Annotated in this window: 24 protein-coding genes and 1 pseudogene; 7 read left to right on the top strand and 18 right to left on the bottom strand. The window is 68.2% G+C overall.

The window, feature by feature from the left end; translation table 11 throughout:
- Positions 1–5: 5 nt before the first annotated feature.
- Positions 6–446, top strand: a complete 441-nt coding sequence (locus ASD72_RS18105) for a hypothetical protein (protein ID WP_056881367.1) — start codon at positions 6–8, stop codon at positions 444–446.
- The gene (locus ASD72_RS18100; RefSeq protein ID WP_056881366.1) at positions 433–660 is read left to right on the top strand and encodes a hypothetical protein; all 228 of its coding nucleotides are present in this window, start codon (positions 433–435) and stop codon (positions 658–660) included. Before ASD72_RS18105 ends, ASD72_RS18100 begins: the two co-directional genes overlap by 14 nt.
- Before the next feature lie 364 nt (positions 661–1,024).
- On the opposite strand, the gene ASD72_RS18095 is transcribed toward ASD72_RS18100, so the two are convergent.
- The 4 genes from ASD72_RS18095 to ASD72_RS18080 all read right to left on the bottom strand — a co-directional run bounded on the left by ASD72_RS18095 (position 1,025) and on the right by ASD72_RS18080 (position 4,074).
- Entirely contained in the window at positions 1,025–1,246 is a 222-nt protein-coding gene (locus ASD72_RS18095; RefSeq protein ID WP_155944733.1) for a hypothetical protein, read from the bottom strand.
- A complete protein-coding gene (locus tag ASD72_RS18090; protein ID WP_056881364.1) occupies positions 1,243–1,548 on the bottom strand; it encodes a hypothetical protein in 306 nt (101 codons plus the stop codon). Before ASD72_RS18090 ends, ASD72_RS18095 begins: the two co-directional genes overlap by 4 nt.
- Positions 1,549–1,739: 191 nt before the next feature.
- Positions 1,740–3,227, bottom strand: a complete 1,488-nt coding sequence (locus ASD72_RS18085; protein WP_081420452.1) for a heme peroxidase family protein — start codon at positions 3,225–3,227, stop codon at positions 1,740–1,742.
- Positions 3,228–3,582: 355 nt separating this feature from the next.
- Positions 3,583–4,074, bottom strand: a complete 492-nt coding sequence (locus ASD72_RS18080; protein WP_056881362.1) for a pyridoxamine 5'-phosphate oxidase family protein — start codon at positions 4,072–4,074, stop codon at positions 3,583–3,585.
- A 210-nt stretch (positions 4,075–4,284) separates the two neighbouring features.
- On the opposite strand from ASD72_RS18080, the gene ASD72_RS18075 reads away from it, so the two are divergent.
- From ASD72_RS18075 to ASD72_RS18065, 3 genes are all read left to right on the top strand, one after another.
- Positions 4,285–4,650 carry a glycine zipper 2TM domain-containing protein gene (locus tag ASD72_RS18075; protein WP_056881361.1) on the top strand — a complete coding sequence of 122 codons (366 nt, stop codon included), beginning with the start codon at positions 4,285–4,287 and terminating at the stop codon, positions 4,648–4,650.
- 154 nt (positions 4,651–4,804) lie between these two features.
- The gene (locus ASD72_RS18070) at positions 4,805–5,026 is read left to right on the top strand and encodes an AbrB/MazE/SpoVT family DNA-binding domain-containing protein (protein ID WP_056881360.1); all 222 of its coding nucleotides are present in this window, start codon (positions 4,805–4,807) and stop codon (positions 5,024–5,026) included.
- A gap of 8 nt (positions 5,027–5,034) precedes the next feature.
- Positions 5,035–5,463 carry a type II toxin-antitoxin system death-on-curing family toxin gene (locus ASD72_RS18065; protein WP_056881359.1) on the top strand — a complete coding sequence of 143 codons (429 nt, stop codon included), beginning with the start codon at positions 5,035–5,037 and terminating at the stop codon, positions 5,461–5,463.
- 11 nt (positions 5,464–5,474) lie between these two features.
- On the opposite strand, the gene ASD72_RS18060 is transcribed toward ASD72_RS18065, so the two are convergent.
- The 3 genes from ASD72_RS18060 to ASD72_RS18050 all read right to left on the bottom strand — a co-directional run bounded on the left by ASD72_RS18060 (position 5,475) and on the right by ASD72_RS18050 (position 8,937).
- Complete coding sequence (locus ASD72_RS18060; RefSeq protein ID WP_056881358.1) at positions 5,475–7,577, bottom strand: bifunctional diguanylate cyclase/phosphodiesterase; 2,103 nt, start codon at positions 7,575–7,577, stop codon at positions 5,475–5,477.
- 214 nt (positions 7,578–7,791) lie between these two features.
- Positions 7,792–8,283: a TspO/MBR family protein gene (locus ASD72_RS18055; RefSeq protein WP_056881357.1), complete on the bottom strand. Its 492-nt coding sequence runs from the start codon at positions 8,281–8,283 to the stop codon at positions 7,792–7,794.
- 48 nt (positions 8,284–8,331) lie between these two features.
- On the bottom strand, positions 8,332–8,937 hold the full coding sequence (locus tag ASD72_RS18050) for a DUF2878 domain-containing protein (protein WP_162250409.1): 606 nt from the start codon (positions 8,935–8,937) through the stop codon (positions 8,332–8,334).
- 365 nt (positions 8,938–9,302) lie between these two features.
- On the opposite strand from ASD72_RS18050, the gene ASD72_RS18045 reads away from it, so the two are divergent.
- Complete coding sequence (locus tag ASD72_RS18045; protein WP_155944731.1) at positions 9,303–10,085, top strand: hypothetical protein; 783 nt, start codon at positions 9,303–9,305, stop codon at positions 10,083–10,085.
- Positions 10,086–10,194: 109 nt separating this feature from the next.
- Here the strand turns inward: ASD72_RS18045 and ASD72_RS18040 are convergent, their stop codons facing one another.
- The 5 genes from ASD72_RS18040 to ASD72_RS18020 form a co-directional block, all read right to left on the bottom strand.
- Positions 10,195–10,386 carry a hypothetical protein gene (locus tag ASD72_RS18040; protein ID WP_056881354.1) on the bottom strand — a complete coding sequence of 64 codons (192 nt, stop codon included), beginning with the start codon at positions 10,384–10,386 and terminating at the stop codon, positions 10,195–10,197.
- Positions 10,387–10,477: 91 nt separating this feature from the next.
- On the bottom strand, positions 10,478–10,783 hold the full coding sequence (locus ASD72_RS21585) for a hypothetical protein (RefSeq protein WP_081420450.1): 306 nt from the start codon (positions 10,781–10,783) through the stop codon (positions 10,478–10,480).
- Between the two features lie 226 nt (positions 10,784–11,009).
- Entirely contained in the window at positions 11,010–11,330 is a 321-nt protein-coding gene (locus ASD72_RS18030; RefSeq protein ID WP_235578058.1) for a hypothetical protein, read from the bottom strand.
- A 147-nt stretch (positions 11,331–11,477) separates the two neighbouring features.
- Positions 11,478–11,792: a hypothetical protein gene (locus ASD72_RS18025; protein WP_056881353.1), complete on the bottom strand. Its 315-nt coding sequence runs from the start codon at positions 11,790–11,792 to the stop codon at positions 11,478–11,480.
- Between the two features lie 246 nt (positions 11,793–12,038).
- Entirely contained in the window at positions 12,039–13,331 is a 1,293-nt protein-coding gene (locus tag ASD72_RS18020; RefSeq protein ID WP_056881352.1) for an adenylosuccinate synthase, read from the bottom strand.
- 539 nt (positions 13,332–13,870) lie between these two features.
- Between ASD72_RS18020 and ASD72_RS18015 the strand changes: the two are divergent.
- A pseudogene (locus tag ASD72_RS18015) lies at positions 13,871–14,191 on the top strand (DUF559 domain-containing protein); the annotation flags it as partial.
- 301 nt (positions 14,192–14,492) lie between these two features.
- Here the strand turns inward: ASD72_RS18015 and ASD72_RS18010 are convergent.
- From ASD72_RS18010 to miaA, 6 genes are all read right to left on the bottom strand, one after another.
- Positions 14,493–14,678 (bottom strand): DUF2065 family protein, encoded by a 186-nt coding sequence (locus ASD72_RS18010; protein WP_056881351.1) that lies wholly within the window; start codon positions 14,676–14,678, stop codon positions 14,493–14,495.
- Positions 14,679–14,771: 93 nt separating this feature from the next.
- A complete protein-coding gene (hflC, locus tag ASD72_RS18005) occupies positions 14,772–15,635 on the bottom strand; it encodes a protease modulator HflC (protein WP_056881350.1) in 864 nt (287 codons plus the stop codon).
- Positions 15,632–16,771 (bottom strand): FtsH protease activity modulator HflK, encoded by a 1,140-nt coding sequence (hflK, locus tag ASD72_RS18000; RefSeq protein WP_056881349.1) that lies wholly within the window; start codon positions 16,769–16,771, stop codon positions 15,632–15,634. Before hflK ends, hflC begins: the two co-directional genes overlap by 4 nt.
- Positions 16,772–17,001: 230 nt before the next feature.
- Entirely contained in the window at positions 17,002–18,348 is a 1,347-nt protein-coding gene (gene hflX / locus ASD72_RS17995; RefSeq protein WP_056881348.1) for a ribosome rescue GTPase HflX, read from the bottom strand.
- A gap of 34 nt (positions 18,349–18,382) precedes the next feature.
- Entirely contained in the window at positions 18,383–18,661 is a 279-nt protein-coding gene (gene hfq, locus ASD72_RS17990; protein ID WP_056881347.1) for an RNA chaperone Hfq, read from the bottom strand.
- Between the two features lie 166 nt (positions 18,662–18,827).
- On the bottom strand, positions 18,828–19,784 hold the full coding sequence (miaA, locus tag ASD72_RS17985) for a tRNA (adenosine(37)-N6)-dimethylallyltransferase MiaA (RefSeq protein WP_056881346.1): 957 nt from the start codon (positions 19,782–19,784) through the stop codon (positions 18,828–18,830).
- Between the last annotated feature and the right edge of the window lie 159 nt (positions 19,785–19,943).

Raw genomic sequence — 19,943 nt, 5'->3', positions numbered from 1 at the left:
CCCTCATGTCCATCCTCGTCATCCGCGGCCCCGAACGCCGCGACACCCTCACGTCGCCACCCCCGCCCCTGCCGCCATCGGTGCTGGGTGCGCTGGTCCAGCGCGCCGGTTGCGCGGGGCAGACGCTCGCCGTGCGCAGCTGCGGCTCCACCACCGAAGTGCTCACCGCGCTGCGCCTCGCCAACGAATGGGGCGTGCGCGCCACCCTGCTCGACCCCGGCGCACTCACCGACCATCCGTTGCTGCAGCGCGCGGTGCAGGGCCTCGCTCATCCCTACGTGGAAGTGCACGACGCCCTCGATGAAGGCACCCTGCCCGCCGCCACCGGCCGTCGTCTCGCGGTGGTCGATGGTTACGGCGCACGCAGCTATGCGCTTGCATTGGAGATCGCGCTGGAACAGCTCGGCTGCGCGGCCTGCGAATGCGATGTGCATGTCGGCACCTGATGCGGACGGCGGCGCATGCCTTGGACAGTACTTCGCCGACTACGAGGTCTACGACGGCGGGCACTGCATCGCGTGGGGCCAGGTGGCCGCGCGCCTCAACGACGGAGCGAAGGCGTCGGCCGACGCCATCGTGGCGACCTTGCGCGATGACGCGGCGCGCCAGCACGGCGTGGCGCGCGGCGCGATCCGCCTGCGTTGCGTGTGCCGGCTGTGATCCCGCAAGCAAGACAGCGTATGTTCACACGCGCGTGTGATCCGGCGCGCAGTTTCGCGCGGCGTGCACGCGCGCGTTGACGCGGTCTTTGCGGATACCGCGCGACACTGCAGGCGTGGTCGGTGCCGCGTCGCGGCCAGCCGGATCCAGGTGAACAGCCACGGCGACCACAAGGGTACCGTTGTGCGAAGCCCTAGCTTCGCCCAGCTCGGCTGCATGTGCGTCCCCGTCGATAGGATCGCTGGCGCGGTACCTTCTTTCTTCCAGCGCGCTTTCTTCTGGCGCGCTTTCTTCTGGCGCGATGCATGGCATCGCATGATGGCCCCTTTTCCCGCGTGGCGGGGAGAAGGCGCCTGCGTATGTTTCATGCTTCCGTGCGGGCCTGCGCCGATGGCGCCTGGATATCGGACATCGCCTCTGCCACCCCCCGCAAGGTCTCCGGCGCGGCCGTCGCGCCCATCGCCATCACCGCAACGGCCAGCAACCCGGCCGTGGACAGCGGGGCGATGCCGGGCGTGCAGCCTTCGCATTGGCGCCTGGCGCGCACGACGCGACGGCGGCCCGCATCGGGCGAACGGCGCCTCATACGTTGGGCGGCGGCGGCAGGCGCACGCGGGGCAGCGGCTCGGCCAACGACGCCAGCGATTGCAGCTGGCAGAACGTGGCGTCGTACGCGGCCACTTCTTCCTGGTACTGGCAGAGCGCGCGGAAGGGATTGCGGGCAGAGAGCGCCTGCGCGGTGGCGCGCAGTTGGGCGCCATCGGGATGGGTTTGGACCAGCGCCGCCACCCACACGGTGAGGGCTTCCAACTGGCCGGTGGTGCGGGCATCGCTGGTTTCCAGGCGATCCAGCAGGTTATGCAGATGGGTTTGCGAGTACAGCAACATGGGGCGTGGCATCCGGTGCGTGATCACCGCGGCCTGGCCCCTGTTCCAGCGCGTTGGTTTTCCCCTGTCACGGGCCGTGCCCCGGCATCCGGCCACCGTTGGGCGGTTGGAGTCAGGTGCCGTTGGGGAAGTCGTGACCAACGGCAGGGTCGTCACCGACGGCCCTGCCCTGGCGACCGCATGCGGTCCACTCACGTCCCGGCCATGCCCGCCTTGCGCAGCAGATCCACCAGATCGAAGTCGCCCGTGACGCGTCCGAACATCGGCTTCCAGTCCGGCTTGGCGACCAGGAACGAGATCGGATCCTTCTGCAGCAGACCGATCAGCACCTCGGCCACGATCCTGCCTCCCAACGGCCCCAGGTGCTTGCCGTCGGCCAACACCGCGGCCTCGCGCAGCACGTAGAACCACAGCGGCACATCGTGGCTGGCGAAGGGCTGCAGATCGCCGCTCCAGATCTGCGCGGATGGCACCAGCGGGATGTTGACGCCCAGCCTGTTCGCCTCCGCAACCGCTTCCGCACCCGAGGGCAACTCGAAGGCGGCGGCCCGCATCAGGTTGCGCGTAGCCAGCGATCGCTGCGGATCGCCATCGGGCAGGCTGAGCACCGGCACGACGGACAGCGGAAGATTCAGCAGCGGCGCCACCAGCTTTTCGTTGATCAGCGCCGAGAACCGGGTGCCGCCGCCGCGCGGCAGGCCGGTATCGATGAAGAGATTCCAGTTGACCACTTCGCGCGCGCTCAGCGGTCCACCGCGCAGATCGCTGCGCGGCACGATGGGCGCGTTGATCACCCCGGGGAACAGGCCGGCGCCGAATCCCGGATTCACCAGGTAACCCGGCTGCACCTGACTGTGGCCGAAGCGGTACGCCGCGACCGAGAACTCCACCGGGATGAAGGCCTCCTCGGCCTTGTTGTTCGGGTCGTAGAGCTTCCGCCCGTTCTGCAGCACATCCTCCACGACGCCCGGGCCCACGGTGGCGGGCAGGAAGTGCTTGAGCACCAGCCACTGGTAGTGCCAGCGCACCAGCCGCTGCGCGCGATCGAACTTTCCTTCGTCCGCGGAAAAGCCATCGTCGCCCAGCCCGATGTCGATGTCGTCCATGACCGCGTTGTGGAAGCGCAGGAAGGCCAGGTGCAGTTGCGAGACGATCAGGTTCTCGTCGTTGCGCGGGTCTCCGATGAGCGCGACATCCTGCGCATTCCGCGGCAGATCCATGCGCTGCGCAGGATCAGCGGGATCACCGCCCTGCAACGTACCCAGCAGGAAGCGTCCCGGCCGCGTCCTGTCGTACAGGAACGGATGCGACGCGGGGCCGGCGCCATAGAGATTGTCGAGCTCCAGATTGGCCGTGCGGAAATTGCGGGTCGCCTCCGGATCGTTCTGGCGCTCCAGGCTCGAGGTCGGATCGAGCGTGATGTCGTGATCGATGAACTGACCCAGATACGTGAAGGCCGCGGGGATCGAGGGATTGTCCTGCGTACCCAATGCGCCGTCGGGCGCGGGCGTCTGGCCGTGGCTCGTACCCTGGTCCATCGGGCCGCCGCGCTTCCCGAGCGCTGCGGGATCGGGCCATGATTTTCCTACTGCTGCCTTGGGGAAGATACGTCCGAAGCGCGCTTGTGCAGGATTCTTCTCCGCGGTGTAGGAACCGCGCATTTCGTAACCGTGCGTCATCGTGGGTCTCCTGTGCCTGGGGATGCGCCCACGCGCGACACCCACCGGGTGACGGCACCCACCGGGCGCCATCACGTCTCACCGCACAGCCCCTGTTTACGCGTACAACGCCGCGGGTGGACAAACCATCCCTGCGTCCAGCACGTCAGTGCGCATCCGATCGAGTTCCATCGCTACGTGTCGCACTGATTCAGAACGCGCGCGCGCGCGCCGCACGGACGACCGCTTGTCCGAAGTAGCCACTCAATCGCGCGAGGCCAAGACCATCACGCCGTCAATGCGTAAACGCATGTAGCAGATGCAACCCCACACCGCGATGCACTCGCAAGCACTTCTGCACCACGTGCAACGCTTGTCATCCGCGCAGGTTCACCTCGGCCACCTTGTCTTCGTAGTCCTGCTTGGGGTCTACGCCGAACAGCAGCTTCATGCCGGCCCACAGGCTCTGCTCGTTGAGCCAGATCTCGGCGTGTTCGGGATCGAAGCGCAGCAGCGCGAGCTTGGGGTCGTCCTTGCCGTCTTCGTACCAGGCGGCCACGAACGGATTCCACAGGCGTTCGATCACGGCGCGGTCGTCATCGCGCACCAGCGCACCCTGCAGGCTGGCGAACAGGTCGTGGCCCATCGAGGCGAACGTGGCGATGGCGCGTTGCGGTGTCTGCGAGCGCTGCGCGAGCAGGTTGTCGGTGGCGGTGAAGATCCACAACGGGCCGCGGCCTTCGTGTTCCAGCAATGCGGTCATCGGACGGGTGTGGCCGTCTTCTGCGCCGTCCAGGCCCAGCATCAGGGTGCGGTCGGATTTCAGCGCCTTCCACAGCTTCTTCTCGAGTTCTTCGGGGGTATGCATGGGAACCTCCTCGTCGATGGATGCGCCCAACGTAGGCGCGCAGGCGTGGCGTGGATGTCAACGCGGCATGGAATCGTCATTCCGTGGTCATGTTTGTCGCGTGCGCGTCACGGCAAGCGCACTGGCGGGTGAACGCGCACGCACACCTTTCACCTCGAGTTCGCAACATCGCGCGCAGGCTGGCCCGGCGATACTCACCAGGAGAAGCGCATGAAGACCTCCCGCCTCGTGCTGTCGCTCGGCCTGCTGTCGGTGATGTCGGCCGCCGCCGCGCAAAACAGCTATTACGGCCCCGAAGACGAGGGTCGCCGCTTCAGCGACGGCAGCAAAGTGGAATGCCGCAACGTGGAAGTGCAGAAGAACACCCGCGACCCGAACCGCGTGGCCGGTACCGCCATCGGCGCCGTGGTCGGCGGCCTGCTGGGCAACCAGGTCGGCAGCGGCAACGGCAAGAAGGTCGCTACCGTGGGCGGCGCCGTCGCCGGCGGTGCGATCGGCCGCAAGGTGCAGGGCAACAGCCAGGAAACCAAGGGCGACCGCATCGTCGAACGCCGTTGCGAGCGCGTGTACCGCTAACGCACCTGCTCCCGGGACAGGTGCCCCCGGGCGCCTGCGGTGACGAGGCCGCAGGCGCCTTTCTTTTCCCGGATCGGCGGCGGTCCGGCCACGGGTTGCGAGGCCGGGGCATCGAGCGTATAACATCCGTTATAACTCCCGGAACCGCTGCGCCATGAAGCTCAAGATCACCACCATCGGCAACTCCGCCGGCGTCATCCTGCCCAAGGACCTGCTGGCCCGCCTGCGCCTGGAAAAAGGCGACGAGCTGCATGCGCTGGAGACGCCCGACGGCATCCGCCTGACCGTGTACGACCCCACCCTTGCCGAGCAGATGGAAGTGGCGGAACAGGTGATGCGCGATCGCCGGACGTTGCTCAACAAGTTGGCGCAGTAAGGGTCCCGATGATCACCTGGATCAGCAGGACGCTGGCCCTGGCCATCCACGACCGCCAGTTGGCCGAACATGGAGGTGCTACGGGCGTGCGCGATGAAGGCCTGCTCGACAGCGCACTTGCACGCCCGCAACAGTTGTTCGCATACGGTGACCCTCCGCCCGACCTGGCCGCGCTCGCGGCAAGCCTCGCGCATGGGCTTGCGCGCAACCACCCGTTCGTCGACGGTAACAAGCGCACCGCCGCCGTCGCTTGCGAAGTCTTCATCGTGCTCAACAGCGGTCGGCTGCAGGCCACGGACCCGGAGCTCTATCCGCAGTACATCGGCCTCTCCGAAGGCTCACTCAGCGAAGCCGACTTCGCCACCTGGCTGCGCGCGCACCTGGTGGTGACGCGCACGGGCAAGCTGCAGGAAACGCGCGCGGCCTATCGCCGCTAGCGAAGAGCCGATCAGCCCAGCAAGCCGTACGCGGCGACGGTGACGGCGCGTTCGGGTTGTTCTTCCACCGGGCGCGGCGGGCTGATCAGATAGCCCTGCAGGCGCGTGCAGCCCATGCCGGCGAGCAGTTGCTTCTGTTCGGGTGTTTCCACACCTTCGGCCACCACGTCCAGGCCCAGCTGCCGGCCCAGGTGCACGACCGATTGCACGATGGCGGCGTGGCGTGAACCGGGCACGAGTTGGCGCACGAACTGGCGATCGATCTTCAACTCGTGCACCGGCAGGTGCGCCAGGTACGAGAGACTGGAATAGCCGGTACCGAAGTCGTCCACCGAAATGCGCGCGCCGGCCTCGGCGAGTTCTTCCAGCACGCCGGCGGTGCGTTCGGGTTCCACCATCGCCATCGATTCGGTGATCTCCAGCGTCAGCACGCCGGGCGGCAGGCCGTGGCGGCGCATCGCGCTGCGCACCTGCGCGACCAGTTGCTCGCTGCGCACCTGCGCGGCGGACAGGTTCACCGACACGGTGGGCACGCGCGCGCCAGCGCGTTGCCAGGCGGCCCATTGGCGGCAGGCTTCGTCCAGCACCCAGGCGCCGAGTTCGACGATCAGCCCCACGCGCTCGGCCAGGGCGATGAAGCGGTCCGGCATCACCAGGCCCAGGCGCGGATGCTGCCAGCGCACCAGCGCCTCCATGCCGGCAAGACCGCTGTCGAGCGCGCGGATCTGTGGCTGGTAGTACAGCACCAGCTGGCCACGCTCCAGTGCGCGGCGCAGGTCGTAGGTCATCTGCAGCTGGCCCTGCGCGCCTTCGCTCATCGAGGGCTCGTACAGGGCCATGCCGTTGCGGCCGGATTCCTTGATGCAGTACATCGCCGCATCGGCGTGCGCCATCAGCGCGTCGGCATCTTCGCCATCGCCGGGGTACAGGGCGATGCCGATGCTGGCGGTGACCCGCACGTCGTCGTGGTCTTCCAGTTTCATCGCTTCGCCCAGGCGCGCCAGCAGGCGCTGGCCCAGCACGGTGGCCTCGTTGGCGCCGCCCACGGCCGCGGCCATGACGAACTCGTCGCCGCCCAGCCGCGCGACAGTATCGCCGGGCGCGATCATCTGCCGCAGCGTGGTGGCCACGCGCACCAGCAGCGCATCGCCCACGTGGTGGCCGAAGCTGTCGTTGACGCCCTTGAAGCCGTCCAGGTCGATGAAGAGCACAGCGAAGCGGTTGTTGTCGTCGCGCTGCGCCTGGGCGATCAACTGCTGCAGGTAGTCGACCAGTTGCAGGCGGTTGGGCAGGCCGGTGAGTGCGTCGTGCAAGGCCAGATGGGTGAGTTGCTGGTTGGCCTGCTGCAGGGACGCCGACAACCGCGCGGTGCGTTCGTGCAGCAGGCGGTCCAGCACGCTGGCGCCGATCGCGGTGCCCAGCACCGCGGCGTTGATGACCACCACCAGCCAGGCGAGCGAATCCGGCGAGAAGCCAGCGCCCAGTGCGGCGCCGCACATGGCGCCTTCGGGGAAATGGGCGGCAGCCATGCCGGTGTAGTGCATGCCCACGATGGCCACGCCCATCACGCCTGCGGCCAGGGCGCGGTGCAGGCGTTCGTGGTGCACGTCGTCGCGCAGGCGGTAAGCGATCGCCAATGCGCCGCCGGCCGCGGCGATGGCGATCAGCACGGAGGCGATGAACCATCCGGGGCGGTAGACGATCTGGGGGTCCATCCGCATGGCGGCCATGCCCACGTAGTGCATGGCGGCAATGCCCAGGCCCATCACCACGGCGCCGCTGAAGAGGCGCGCGCGGCTGACGTGGTCGCGGGTGACCAGCCACAGGGCGTAGCCGCTGGCAGCGACGGCCAGCAGCAGGGACAACAGGGTGATGCCGATGTCGTAGCCCAGGCGGATGGGCAGGCGCAGGGCCAGCATGCCGATGAAGTGCATCGACCACACGCCGATGCCCATCGCCAGGGCACCGCCGGCCAGCCACCAGCGCTTGGCCACGGCGTCGCTGGCACGCACGCGGCCGGCGGTCTTCAGTGCGGCGTACGAGGCCAGGGCGGCCACGACGAACGAGGTGACCACCAACTCCGGCACGTAGGTTGCGACCAGCCCCTTATCCATCAGGTCCTGCTTACTCCTCTTCCTGACGGCCATAAAGGCCGCCCGCCCCGAAGCATGATGGTGTATGCGTGGTTACAAGCTTTACATGCTCCGGAGTGAGGGCTGTGTCACGGAATGGGAGCGCCCCGCAGGGGCTGGCACGGGCACAGGGCCCCAAAACGGCGGCGACGGCATGGCGAGGCGGCGATGCCCTGCCTCACCCATGCCCCGCGCATCACCCCCCCAACGCCGCGCCGTTGGCCTGCCAGACGGCGTAGTTCAGCGCGGCCGCGAAGGTGATCCACAACAGGTAGGGCACCATCAGCGCGCCCGCGATGACCCGGATCTTCCAGAACGCCGTGAGGGTCCACGCGACGAGGATCCACAGCAGCACGATGTCGGCGAAGGCGAGCGCGCCCTGCTTCCCGCCGAAGAACAGCCAGCTCCATAGCGCGTTGACGAGAAGCTGGATCACGAAGGCGGTCAGCGCGGCTTTGCGACGCGCCCATCCCCCCGTGCGCCAGACGATCCAGGCGGCGAGCGCCATCATCCCGTACAGCACGGTCCACACCGGACCGAACAGCCACGCGGGGGGTGCCCAGACGGGCAACGTCAGCGACGCGTAGAACGTGCTCGCCTCCACGGACGCCAGCGCACCCACGCCCGCCGCGGCGTAACACGCCACGATCCATCCCACCAAAGCCCAAGCCTGTCGGCCACGCGTCATTTCCGGTCTCCCTGTGTGTTCAACGTTGCAACGAATTGATTGAAGCTGTCATCGCGAGTCGGCCGGCGCATCGGCGCTCCACTCCCGCGCCGCCCACAACAGACCCGGCAGCGCCATCGCCCACGCGACGGCGAGCCAGGCGACGCCTCGCCACGCGGGATCCGCGAATCGCGCCGCATCCCATCCTTTACTCGCGGCCAGGTACGCCAGCGGTCCGCCGATGCCCCCGACCAGCACGCCCAGCCAACGCCGCCGCTGCAGGCTGCGCATCGCCACGTTGAGGGTGACGGCGAGCGAGGCCCACAGCGCCAGAATCCACGCGGGCGGCAAGCCCTCGCCTCCCGGCAGGGGTGCGGCATAGCGGAGCCATCCTTGCGACGCTGCGATGCCATCCACCACGACACCGCACGCCAGCGCCGCGCCTACCAATTTCAGTTCCACGCGCGGCGCGGTCGCGGTGACTACGTGGACGCCGACGAACGCCGCGGCCGCGAGCACGCCCGGCCACGCATGGCCGTACGACGCCGCGATCACCGCCACGAACCAGACCGCCTGATTGCCCGCCACGTTGACGAGCAGTCGCGGCCATCGCACCGCGCCCGTTGGCCGGATGCGTCTTTCGTCCTCGGCCATGACCGTGCGTCGAGGGTTCAAGGCGTCGGCTCGTTGGAGTACGTCCGCACGCATGCCGTGCTGATCGGCAAGCCGGCATGGAATGCATCGACGCGACGCGTGGTCATGATCGTATGTCCTGTGATGTAAGTGCTCGCAGGCAGAACCCTCACCCGCGGCGGCGTCTGGCGGGATGCATACGCGGGGCGATACGCTTCGGATGCGCGCGTTGCGCCGGGCGCGCGCGATGCCGACGAACGGCCGTGGCGTACAGCCACGTGTAGCGCGCGTGAAGCGTTCTGAAAGTGCGCTTACGGCCGGCGAGCGATTGAATCCATCGCCACCGCGTTCGCGTACAGCACGTGCCTACAGTGGGTAGGCGAAACCCGTTCTGATGGGAGAGGCACATGCAGATCAAACTTCTTGGAGCTGCCCTGCTGATGGCCGCAGGGCCGGCATTCGCAGCGGGGCCCGAGCAGGGAAAATTCTCGATGTCCGTGTTCGGTGGCGCCGACAGGCCGATCAGCGGTGACGTCCACACGGGCGCCGTGGCACCGGTAGCGGATCTCGGCCCGTTGAATCCCGACCTGGCCGGCGTCAGCGCGGAGCTGCGGATCCGTTCGCGCAGCCACGAGCAGATCTACGGCACCGCCCGGTCGTTGGGCCTGGAAGTGGGTTATGGACTGAGTGACCGGAGCGAAGTGTTCCTTCAGGCCAAGGAGACCAGCGCCGATGACGGGCGCGTGCGCGTCGGCGCCGCCTACGTGCCGGCGCTCGAAACCGAACTCGACGTCTTCGGCCGATTCTCGCGCTACGACGCGTACACGTGGGAGGTCGGTTACCGGCACTACTTTGGCGACGGTGGCCGGGTCAGGCCGTTCGTCGCGGCGCGCCTGGGCGCGACCGAAACCGATGACATCCGGGCCACCTTCGAGATTCCCGACGCCGCGATCACGATCCCGAATGCGCCGTTCTACGAGAAGGGCTGGGCGCTCAGCGGCGGGCTCGATGCCGGCGTGCATGTGTCCTTCACCGAGCGTTTCAGCATGAGGTTCGCCGCAGGCGTGAACTACATCGACGATCTGTCCGACGACGATTCCGCGATCGCCGGGCTCGGTCTGGCGGCGATCAACGACACCGGCAGCCGCGTCTCCGTGCCACTGTCCATCACCGGCCGCTGGGACTTTTGAGAACATCCGGCGGCGGGCCCGAACCTCGCCACGTGCACTGCGGTCGCAGGTGGCGGAGAGAGCAACAAGAAAGGCCCCGCATTGCGGGGCCTTCGATTGCGTGCCGAATTCAGTTGTCGCCGCTGCCTGCGGGCTCCGGCGCGGGCGATGCGTTACGCCGGACGAAGCGGGACGCCAGTTCTCGGCGGGCTTCATCCACGCCTTTGTCCTTGCCCGCCACCTTGATGACGCCATAGACCTCCAGCGAGGCGGCCATCAGATCGCTGCCGAGGGCGAGTTCGGTGTCGGCCGTACGTTGCATGAGGTGTGCGAGCCGCGCGGCGCGCGGGCGCAGGGCGTCGAGGGCCAGGTGAGGGAGCGGCCGAACGTGTCGGGCTAATCTGCTGCGGCCCTCAATCCCTCAACACCAACGCCGGGTTCTCATCGATCGTCCCGTCCTCGTTCACCACCACGTAGCGGTCGCCGGCGCGGTTGAACAGCACGGGCACGGGGACCTTGAAGATCGGGCGGCGGACGAACTTCAGGTGCCAGTGGAAGTTTTCCATCGTGTGGATGGTGGCCTGCTGCGCCGGGGTGAGGCCGGCCAACAGCGTGGCGTCGTCGAGCTTGGGGGCGCCCTTGCGGCGCTCCGGCGTACGGGGGCCGGCGCCGGGGGCGTCCGGGGGAGAGCTGTCGCCTGGGCGGTGCGGATCCGACATCCGGTGGGGGGCTCCTGATGGCGTGGAACGGGAACGGACCTGCCGCCATGGCGGCAGGAGCCCACCTTGTATCGGCCGACTTCAAGAAAACGTGAGGGTCGCGTTGCCGCGTGGGGGATGTGTTCAGGGGGGCGGCGGGCATCGCGCTCTGCCCCTCATCGGCCCGTTGGGCACCTTCTCCCCGTGGGACGGGGAGAAGGAACAGCGGAGGGAGAAGGAACGACGGTCAGGCGCGCAGGACGAGCGTCTGGCTCTCGTCGAGGCTGCCGTCTTCCTGGATGACGACATGGCGCGTGTGGTCGCGGTCGAACAGCACCGGGATGGGCGCCTGGAACAGCGGGCGGCGCACGAAGGCCAACTTCCACTGGAAGATCTCCAGCGCTTCCAGGGTCATGACCTGCGCGGGGGTGAGGCCGGCGCGCAGCGCGTCCGCTGCCTGCATGGGTGCGGGCTTGCGGCGCTCGGGCGTGCGCGGGGCGGCCGCGGCGGGCACGGGGGTCTGCCAGGGGCCGGTGATGACAGCGGCTTGGGCGGCATTGCGGTACATGGGGGGGCAACTCCATCGACGACGGGCGACATCTGTTGTTTCTAACGGCCGGTCTTGGCCGCTATTTAGGGTCGTGATGACGATGCAAACCATGTGCCGGAATGCAGCGCACCGGCCCGCGACGCGCCGATGCGCCACGGGGCCGGGTCAACCGCGCAGCGTCAGCCCGGGCTGTTCGTCGAGGCTGCCGTCTTCGTTGATCACCACGTAGTGGGTGCCGGTTTGGTTGAACAGCACCGGGATGGCCGCGCTGTGCATGGGCCAGCGCACGAAGGCCAAGCGCCACCGGAAACTTTCCATCATGTCCAGGGTGTCGAGCTGCGCGCGCGACAGACCGGAGCGCAAGGCGATGGGGTCCTGCTCCGATGCCGGGTCGCGACGGTCGTGGACGCTGGATGCGGGCACGGTATCGTCTTCGAGGTCGTTGAGGTCGTCGCGGTACGGATCGTTGGGGTCGTGCATGGATAAGGCTCCGTCGGAAACAGGCAGGCGCGCGCGGGGACGGCACGTGGCGGCCGAACGGGCGCAATCGAGAGAAAGTGAACTGCCGGCATTGCGCCGCAGGGGGGCGCGCCAGGGACCATGGCGAAACAAAAAGCCCCGCATGTGCGGGGCTTCCTTTCACCAGGCCGTGCAATCCCTGCACACCTGGTTCTGTCGCGACGGTGTACTGCGGCAGGACGGCCGCAGTACACAACGTAGGACCTGTTACGCGAACGGGTCCTGCAACACCATGGTGTGGTCGCGATCCGGGCCGGTGCTGACGATGGCCAGCGGGCAGCCGGAGAGTTCTTCCAGCGCGCGCAGGTAGGCACGGGCGGCCGGCGGCAGCTTGTCCCACTCGGTGATGCCGTGGGTGTTCTCTTCCCAGCCCGGGAACTCCAGGTACACCGGCGTGCACTCTTCCCAACCGCCGGCGTCCAGCGGGGCGTACTCGGTGCGCTTGCCGCGGTACTCGTAGGCGATGCAGATCTTCAGCTTTTCCATGCCGTCGAGCACGTCGAGCTTGGTGATGCACAGGCCCGAGATGCCGTTGATGGCGACGGCGCGCTTCAGCGCGACGATGTCCATCCAGCCGCAGCGGCGCGGACGGCCGGTGGAGGCGCCGTATTCCTGGCCGCGATCGCGGATGCCCTGGCCGACTTCGTCGTCCAGCTCGGTCGGGAACGGGCCGCCGCCCACGCGCGTGGCGTAGGCCTTGCAGATGCCCAGCACGTAGTCGATCGCGTCCGCGCCCACGCCGGTGCCGGCGAACGCGCCGCCGACGGTGGTGTTGGAGCTGGTGACGTAGGGATAGGTGCCGTGGTCGATGTCGAGCAGCGCGCCCTGCGCGCCTTCGAACAGCACGCGCTTACCCTGCTTGCGCAGGTCGTGCAGGATGCCGGCCACGTCGGACTTCATCGGCTGCACGTAATCGCCGAAGGCGAGCGCTTCGTCGTAGGTCTTCTGGAAATCGACCGCTTCCACGCCCAGGTACTTGGTCAGCACGAAGTTGTGGTAGTCCAGCGCGGTGCGCAGCAGTTCTTCCAGCTGCTTGGGGTAATGCAGGTCGGCCACGCGGATGCCGCGGCGCGCCACCTTGTCTTCGTACGCCGGGCCGATGCCGCGGCCGGTGGTGCCGATGGCCTTGCCGCCGGCGGCCTTCTCGCGGGCCTGATCCAGGGCGATGTGGTACGGCATGATCAACGGGGTGGCCGGGGAGATCTTCAGGCGCGAACGCACTTCCACGCCGGCGGCTTCGAGCTCGGCGATTTCCTTCATCAGGGCGGCCGGCGAAAGCACCACGCCGTTGCCGATCAGGCACAGCGCGTCGGGGCGCAGGATGCCGGACGGAATCAGGTGGAGAACGGTCTTCTTGCCACCGATGACCAGGGTGTGGCCGGCATTGTGGCCGCCCTGGAAACGGACGACGGCACCGATTTCCTCGGTAAGCAGATCAACGATCTTGCCCTTGCCTTCATCGCCCCACTGGGCGCCGAGAACGACGACTGACTGACCCATGACGGGTAACTCCTCGCTTGGTGGCGGCCATCGGGGCCGCCGGGAAGGGTCGTGCTGGGCTTGGCGCCAATGATGCCGGCAGGCTCCATCGGGGAGCCGCCCGCCACGCCGGGCCCAGACACGGAAAAAGCCGGCGGTCTTCCCACGCGGGGAGCCCGTCCGGCTTTTGTGCATTATCCGGGTTTCCGGGGACGGGGGCTACCCTGCCCGGCCCGAGCGCCAGGGCGTTCAGGAACCGCGCGGAAAGCCGCCCCTCATCCGCCCTCTGGGCACCTTCTCCCCGCTAGCGGGGAGAAGGAGAAGCATGGTCCCGCTAGCGGGGAGAAGGAAAAGCATGGTCCCGCTAGCGGGGAGAAGGAAAAGCATGGTCCCGCTTGCGGGGAGAAGGCTTCGAGCGCGCGCGCTATCCCCTTCTCCCCGCTAGCGGGGAGAAGGTGCCGAAGGCGGATGAGGGGCGCCTTCCGATCCGCGACCGAGGGGCTTTCCGATAGATACAGCGTGCGCCCACATCGACGCTACCTCCTGACAGGAGGTGCCCCTTGCGAAGCAAAACGAACCACGACCTTCAGCGTCTGCTGCGCCATGGCCAGACCGAAGCAGAACGCGTGCTATGGCAGCGCCTGAGAGACCGACGCCTGCAGGGGTGGAAGTTTCGTCGCCAGTACCGGATTGGGCGTTACATCGCGGACTTCAGCTGCCTGGAGAAGCGTCTCGTCGTAGAGCTGGATGGAAGCCAACATCTCGAGGCAACCGAGCACGACGCATTGCGTACGAGGTTCCTGGAGGCGCGGGGATTTCGCGTACTGCGATTCTGGAACGATGACGTGTTACGCGAAACGGATGCTGTACTGGACACCATCTGTACAGCGCTCGCCCCTCATCCGCCCTCCGGGCACCTTCTCCCCGCTTGCGGGGAGAAGGAAAAGCATGGCCCCGCTTGCGGGGAGAAGGAAAAGCACGATCCCGCTTGCGGGGAGAAGGAAAAGCACGATCCCGCTGGCCGGGAGAACAAAAAGACGAAGCGCTGATTGCTTCCTTCTCCCGTGGCAACGGGGGGAAGGTGACGAAGGCGGATGAGGGGCGCCCTGCCATCCGCAAACGCAGGAAGCGGAACCGCAGGCGAGTTCCCACCTCAAATGAGGCGATGAAGACGCGCGCCGTTCAGCGCTTCAGCGCCCACAGGAAGGTCAGGCCGAAGATCAGGATGAAGCCGCCCACGGCGCGGACCTGGCCGTCGGACATCTGCAGGAGCTGGAGGACCGCACGCTTCCAGCCCGCCGGGATGGCGAACAGCACCAGGCCTTCCAGGATGGCGACCAGGCACAGGGCGGACCAGAGTTCGGGCATGGCGGGGTGTCCTGGCCCGCGCGGCGAGGCGGGCGACGGAAAAAAGGGGGCTGGAACGGAACCGGCCGCCCTGAGGCGGCCGGCGCGGTGACCTTAGCGGTCGCTCTTCATGTACTGGAGGAACGGGTCGTCCTTGTCCAGGACGATCACGCCCTGCCCGTCGCGGAACGACTCACGGTAGGCCTCCAGGCTGCGCTGGAAGGCGTAGAACGCCGGGTCGCGGTTCGCGGCCACGCCGTAGATGCGGGCGGCTTCGGCATCGCCTTCGCCGCGCAGCTTCTGCGCATCGCGTTCGGCTTCGGCCAGCAGCACCGCGCGGTCGCGGTCGGCCTGGGCTTCGACGATGCGGGCCTGCTCTTCACCCTGCGCACGCAGCGCGCTGGCCACCTGCTTGCGTTCGGCGCGCATGCGGTCGTAGACCTGGCCGATCACTTCGCTGTCGGTGGGCAGGTCGATCTGCTTGAAGCGGATGTCGACGATCTGCATGCCCAGCGTCTTCGCACCGGCGTTGATGCCGGGCAGCTGCTTCTCGATCAGCTCCATGCGGTTGCCCGACACCAGTTGGGTCAGCGTGCGCGAGTTGATTTCGTTGCGCAGCGATTCCTTGATGATCGGCGCCAGGCGGTCGGTGGCGACCTCGGCATTGCCGCCGGTGGCGCGGTAGAAATCCGCGGCGTTGACGATGAAGCCGATGGCGATGAAGTCGACGCTGACGTCCTTGCGCTCGGAGGTCAGCGAACGCTCCGGCGGGAACTCGTTGGCGGTGAAGCGCTGGTCGAACACGCGCGCCGATTCCACCAGCGGCAGCTTGAAATGCAGGCCGGGGCCGATCTCGCTGCGGACCACGCGGCCCAGGTTGAGCACCAGGCCCACCTGGCCTTCACGGACCACGTAGACCGAGCCCATCAGGCCCAGCAGCAGGGCCACGGCGATACCGACGATCAGGGACATCCTCATGGCTGCGCCTCCTCTCGGCCGGCCGGACGGGGGGTGCGCGCGCTCCTCGCGGCGGAGGGCGTGCTCTCGACCTGCGGCATCACCACCTCGGGCGGCACCACTGCGGGTGCGGCGGCACCGGCGGGCGCATTGCCCATCGGCACGTAGATCAGCTGGCGGCCGTCGCCACCGACGACCTTGCGGTTGTCGGCGAGCACCTGCTGCACGGTGTCGAGCCACAGGCGCTTGCGGGTGACCTCGGGCGCGTTGCGGTACTCGTCCAGCAGCAGGCTGAAGCGGGTGGCGTCACCGGTCGCGCGGGCGATGGCGGCGGTCTTGTAGCCTTCGGCGGCGGTGCGCACGCCCTGCGCCTGGCCACGGGCCTCGGGCACGATGCGGGCGGCGTAGGCGCGGGCCTGGCTGACCAGGCGCTCGTTCATCTGCTGCGCGCTGTTGACCTCGTCGAACGCGGGCTTGACCTCTTCCGGCGGACGCGCGTCCTGCAGGCTCAGCTCGGTCACGACCAGGCCGGTGCGGTAAGCCTCCAGCGAGGATTGCAGCGCGGTCAGCGCCGCGGCCGACAGCGGACCACGCGCATTGAGCGCGGCATCCAGGTTGGAACGGCCGATCACTTCGCGCACCGCGCTCTGCGCGGTCTGCTCGAGTACACGGACGGCGTCGGTGGTGCCGAACAGGAACTTCTGCGGATCGCCCACGCGGTACTGCACGTTGAACGACACGGTGATGATGTTCTCGTCGCGGGTCAGCACCGGCAGGCTGTTGCTGAAGGTACGCACGCCGGTGGTCGGGACCTTGGTGACGCTTTCGATGGGCCAGGGGAACTTGAAGTTCGGGCCGGGCTGCATAGTGCGGTTGTAGTGGCCGAAGCGCAGCACGACGCCGCGGTCCTGTTCGCCGATCAGCTGGAAGCTGGAGAACAGCACCAGGATGCCGATGCCCAGCAGCACCCAGCGCAGCGGATTGCCACCGCCACCACCACCGGCACCGCCCAACAGGCCGCGCAGGCGGTCGATGACGTCACCCAGGCCACCGCCCTGGCTCTTGCGGGGCTTCCAGTTGTTGTTCCGGTTGCCGTTGTTGCCATTGTTGCCGGATCCGCCGCTACCAGAGCCGCTTCCAGGGGTGTTCCAGGCCATGCCCACTCCATTTGAAAGGTTCGCGCGGGCCCGGGGACCGGCGCGTTCTCGATTCTACTAGATAGGGACGCCCCGGCCGGGAGGCAAGGCCGGGAGGTCATGGAGCGGGCGCCTTTGTAGGAGCGACGTCAGTCGCGACCGCGGCAATGCCGTACCAGGGGATTTTCCCCCGGGCGATTCACCCGTGCGGTCGCGACTGACGTCGCTCCTACAACAACCCTGCCCCGCCCCTACTGCCAGTCTTCCCGCTCCGCCTGCGGCAGCAGCGCTTCCAGCGGATGGCCGCCGGCCTGCGAGGCCAGGCGCTGCGCGTCGGCCAGGGCGAGGTCGACGGTGACGCGCCAGCCGTGTTCGTCGAAGTCCTCCGACAGCACGGCGCCGAGCGCATGCAGGCGCGAACGCAGGCGGGCCGAGTGCGCGGGCAGGTGCAGTTCGCCGCGCACGCGCTGGAAGCCCAGCCGCTGCGCCAGCGCGCCCTTGAGCAGGTCGATGCCCTGCCCGTCGCGCGCGGAGATCCACACGCGTTCGCGCGCGCGGCCGATGCCGACGGCGTCGCCGCCTTCTTCGCCGGCGTCCGGATCGGGCTGGTCGTGGCGCGGCTCGGCGCCTTCGATGCGGTCGATCTTGTTGAACACCAGCATCTGCGGCAAGTCGCCAGCGCCGATCTCCTGCAGCACTTCATCGACCTGGGCGATGCGCTCCTCGCGGTGCGGATCGGCGGCGTCGACGATGTGCAGCAGCAGGTCGGCTTCACGCGCTTCGCTCAGGGTGGAACGGAACGCAGCCACCAGTTCGTGCGGCAGGTCGCGCACGAAGCCGACGGTGTCGGCGAGCACCACGGCACCGCCGGGCAGATCGATGCGGCGCACGGTGGGGTCGAGCGTGGCGAACAACTGGTCGGCCGCGTAGGCCTCCGCGCCGGTCAGCACGTTGAACAGGGTGGACTTGCCGGCGTTGGTGTAGCCCACCAGCGCTACGCGCGGCAGTTCGCTGCGCACGCGGGCGCGACGCATCTGGGTGCGCTGCACTTCCACTTTCTCGAGCCGCTTCTGCAACTGCTCCACGCGCTTCTGCAGCAGGCGGCGGTCGGTTTCCAGCTGGGTTTCGCCGGGGCCGCGCAGGCCGATGGAACCGCCGCGCTGGCGCTCCAGGTGGGTCCAGCCGCGGATCAGCCGGGTGGCCATGTGGCGCAGCTGCGCCAGTTCCACCTGCAGCTTGCCTTCGTGGCTGCGTGCGCGCTGGGCGAAGATGTCCAGGATCAGCCCGGTGCGGTCGAGCACGCGGCGCTGCAGGAGTTTTTCCAGGTTGCGTTCCTGGCCCGGCGACAGCGGGAAGTTGACCAGGATCAGGTCGGCGCCGGTCGCATCGGCGGCCGCCTTCACTTCGTCCAGCTTGCCGCTGCCGATCAGGGTGGACGGATTGGGGCGGTCGATGCGCGCGGTGATCAGCGCGGCGATGCTGGCGCCCGCCGAGCGCGCCAGGTCGCTGAATTCCTCGGTGATGCCGTCGTCCAGACGGCCGCTGGCATACGGCTGGATCAGCAGCGCATGCTCGCCCTTGCGGGATCTTTCAAACAATGGGGTCGTGCCTCTTCAAACGAGGCACGCATTATCACGCGGTTTCGTCGTCGCCGCCTTCCGCGCCATCTTCACCCTGCTGCACGTAGCCGCCACCCGGGCCCACGCGCACGTTGCGCGCCGGCACCACCGTGGAAATGGCGTGCTTGTAGACCATCTGGCTGACCGTGTTGCGCAGCAGGACCACGAACTGGTCGAAGGATTCGATGGTGCCCTGCAGCTTGATGCCGTTGACCAGGTAGACCGACACCGGCACGCGCTCGCGCCGTAGTGCATTCAGGAAAGGATCCTGCAGGGATTGCCCCTTGGACATGACGTACTCCCGCCTTGCGTTCTTATAGTAGGTATGGGTGCTGACCCCGGTGCGGCAAACAGCTCCCCTGCCGACCCGGAGACCCGATGTTACACAACATCGGCCCCGGGGGGCGCCGCGAAGGCAGGCAGCCGGTCCCAGTTCCGCCATGCTGGGCCCCGGGGACTCATCCCCGTGGGAGGAACAGGTCCAGCGCCTGCGCCAGCCGCGCGTGCTCGGTGGCGGGGTCGAACCAGCGGGCATCCAGCTCGCCGCGCAGCCAGGTGAGTTGCCGCTTGGCCAACTGGCGGGTGGCCGCGATGGCGCGTTCGCGGACGTCCTGGGCATCGCCCTGCCCGTCCAGGAACTCCCACGCCTGCCGATAGCCGACGGCGCGCACCGCCGGCAGCTCCAGCGGCGCGGCCACGGCCTGCATGCCGGGCAGCGCGCGCAGCCGGCGCACTTCCTCCAGGAAGTCCTGCGCCAGCATCAGGTCGAAGCGCTGCGCGATCCGCGCATGCAGTACGGCGCGATCGGCCGGCGCCAGCACCAGCTTGAGTACGCGGAACGGCAGGCGGTCGCGCCGCGCTTCGCGCTGCCACTGGCTGATGGGCTTGCCGGTCAGCCGGAAGACTTCCAGCGCACGCTGGATGCGCTGCGGATCGGTGGCGTGGATGCGCGCGCCCGCGTCGGGATCGATGCGCGCGAGTTCGCCATGCAGCGCCGGCCAGCCGACCCGCTCCGCCTCGGCGCTGATCCGTTCGCGCAGGGCGGCGTCGGCCGGCGGCATCGCCGCCAGTCCTTCGAGCAGCGCCTGGAAATAGAGGCCGGTACCGCCTGCCAGTACCGGCAGGCGGCCGCGTGCGGCGATGTCGTCCATCGCCTTGCGCGCGTCGGCGGCGAAGTCGGCGGCGGAATACGTCTGCCACGGATCGCGGACATCGAGCAGGTGGTGCGGCACGCGCGCCTGCTCCGCTGCGGTGGGCTTGGCCGCGCCGATATCCAGGCCGCGGTAGACCAGCGCCGAATCGACGCTGACGATCTCGCCGTTGAAGCGTTCGGCCACGTCCAACGCGAACGCCGTCTTGCCCGACGCGGTCGGGCCCATGATGGCAATGGCGAGAGGACGGATATCGAACGGCATGCAGGCGGAACGTCGTGCGCGAGGGCGCCCAGCTTAACGCGCGATTCCACGATCAAACGCTTTCTGCGATGCCGGTCATGCTTGGCGATGCCGGGTCGGCAGAGAGGCTTGGCGCTCAGGTACATTCGGCCCGCGTCCACAGGGGGATGCCGAGGGACG

It is taken from the genome of Pseudoxanthomonas sp. Root630, assembly GCF_001427585.1.
In the GTDB taxonomy this organism is placed as follows: domain Bacteria; phylum Pseudomonadota; class Gammaproteobacteria; order Xanthomonadales; family Xanthomonadaceae; genus Pseudoxanthomonas_A.
This window is presented reverse-complemented; position numbering and strand designations above follow the sequence as displayed.

Bases quoted from the DNA above. Each gene is read 5' to 3' on its own strand.
- ASD72_RS21585 (WP_081420450.1), bottom strand. From the start codon at position 10,783: ATGTCGGATCCGCACCGCCCAGGCGACAGCTCTCCCCCGGACGCCCCC.
- hflC (WP_056881350.1), bottom strand. From the start codon at position 15,635: ATGAGGATGTCCCTGATCGTCGGTATCGCCGTGGCCCTGCTGCTGGGC.
- ASD72_RS18020 (WP_056881352.1), bottom strand. From the start codon at position 13,331: ATGGGTCAGTCAGTCGTCGTTCTCGGCGCCCAGTGGGGCGATGAAGGC.
- ASD72_RS18070 (WP_056881360.1), top strand. From the start codon at position 4,805: ATGAAGCTCAAGATCACCACCATCGGCAACTCCGCCGGCGTCATCCTG.
- miaA (WP_056881346.1), bottom strand. From the start codon at position 19,784: ATGCCGTTCGATATCCGTCCTCTCGCCATTGCCATCATGGGCCCGACC.
- ASD72_RS18025 (WP_056881353.1), bottom strand. From the start codon at position 11,792: ATGCACGACCCCAACGATCCGTACCGCGACGACCTCAACGACCTCGAA.
- hfq (WP_056881347.1), bottom strand. From the start codon at position 18,661: ATGTCCAAGGGGCAATCCCTGCAGGATCCTTTCCTGAATGCACTACGG.
- ASD72_RS18030 (WP_235578058.1), bottom strand. From the start codon at position 11,330: ATGTACCGCAATGCCGCCCAAGCCGCTGTCATCACCGGCCCCTGGCAG.
- ASD72_RS18060 (WP_056881358.1), bottom strand. From the start codon at position 7,577: ATGGATAAGGGGCTGGTCGCAACCTACGTGCCGGAGTTGGTGGTCACC.
- ASD72_RS18100 (WP_056881366.1), top strand. From the start codon at position 433: ATGTCGGCACCTGATGCGGACGGCGGCGCATGCCTTGGACAGTACTTC.
- ASD72_RS18095 (WP_155944733.1), bottom strand. From the start codon at position 1,246: ATGAGGCGCCGTTCGCCCGATGCGGGCCGCCGTCGCGTCGTGCGCGCC.
- ASD72_RS18040 (WP_056881354.1), bottom strand. From the start codon at position 10,386: ATGCAACGTACGGCCGACACCGAACTCGCCCTCGGCAGCGATCTGATG.
- ASD72_RS18065 (WP_056881359.1), top strand. From the start codon at position 5,035: ATGATCACCTGGATCAGCAGGACGCTGGCCCTGGCCATCCACGACCGC.
- ASD72_RS18045 (WP_155944731.1), top strand. From the start codon at position 9,303: ATGCAGATCAAACTTCTTGGAGCTGCCCTGCTGATGGCCGCAGGGCCG.
- ASD72_RS18105 (WP_056881367.1), top strand. From the start codon at position 6: ATGTCCATCCTCGTCATCCGCGGCCCCGAACGCCGCGACACCCTCACG.
- ASD72_RS18055 (WP_056881357.1), bottom strand. From the start codon at position 8,283: ATGACGCGTGGCCGACAGGCTTGGGCTTTGGTGGGATGGATCGTGGCG.
- ASD72_RS18080 (WP_056881362.1), bottom strand. From the start codon at position 4,074: ATGCATACCCCCGAAGAACTCGAGAAGAAGCTGTGGAAGGCGCTGAAA.
- hflK (WP_056881349.1), bottom strand. From the start codon at position 16,771: ATGGCCTGGAACACCCCTGGAAGCGGCTCTGGTAGCGGCGGATCCGGC.
- ASD72_RS18090 (WP_056881364.1), bottom strand. From the start codon at position 1,548: ATGTTGCTGTACTCGCAAACCCATCTGCATAACCTGCTGGATCGCCTG.
- ASD72_RS18085 (WP_081420452.1), bottom strand. From the start codon at position 3,227: ATGACGCACGGTTACGAAATGCGCGGTTCCTACACCGCGGAGAAGAAT.
- ASD72_RS18010 (WP_056881351.1), bottom strand. From the start codon at position 14,678: ATGCCCGAACTCTGGTCCGCCCTGTGCCTGGTCGCCATCCTGGAAGGC.
- ASD72_RS18075 (WP_056881361.1), top strand. From the start codon at position 4,285: ATGAAGACCTCCCGCCTCGTGCTGTCGCTCGGCCTGCTGTCGGTGATG.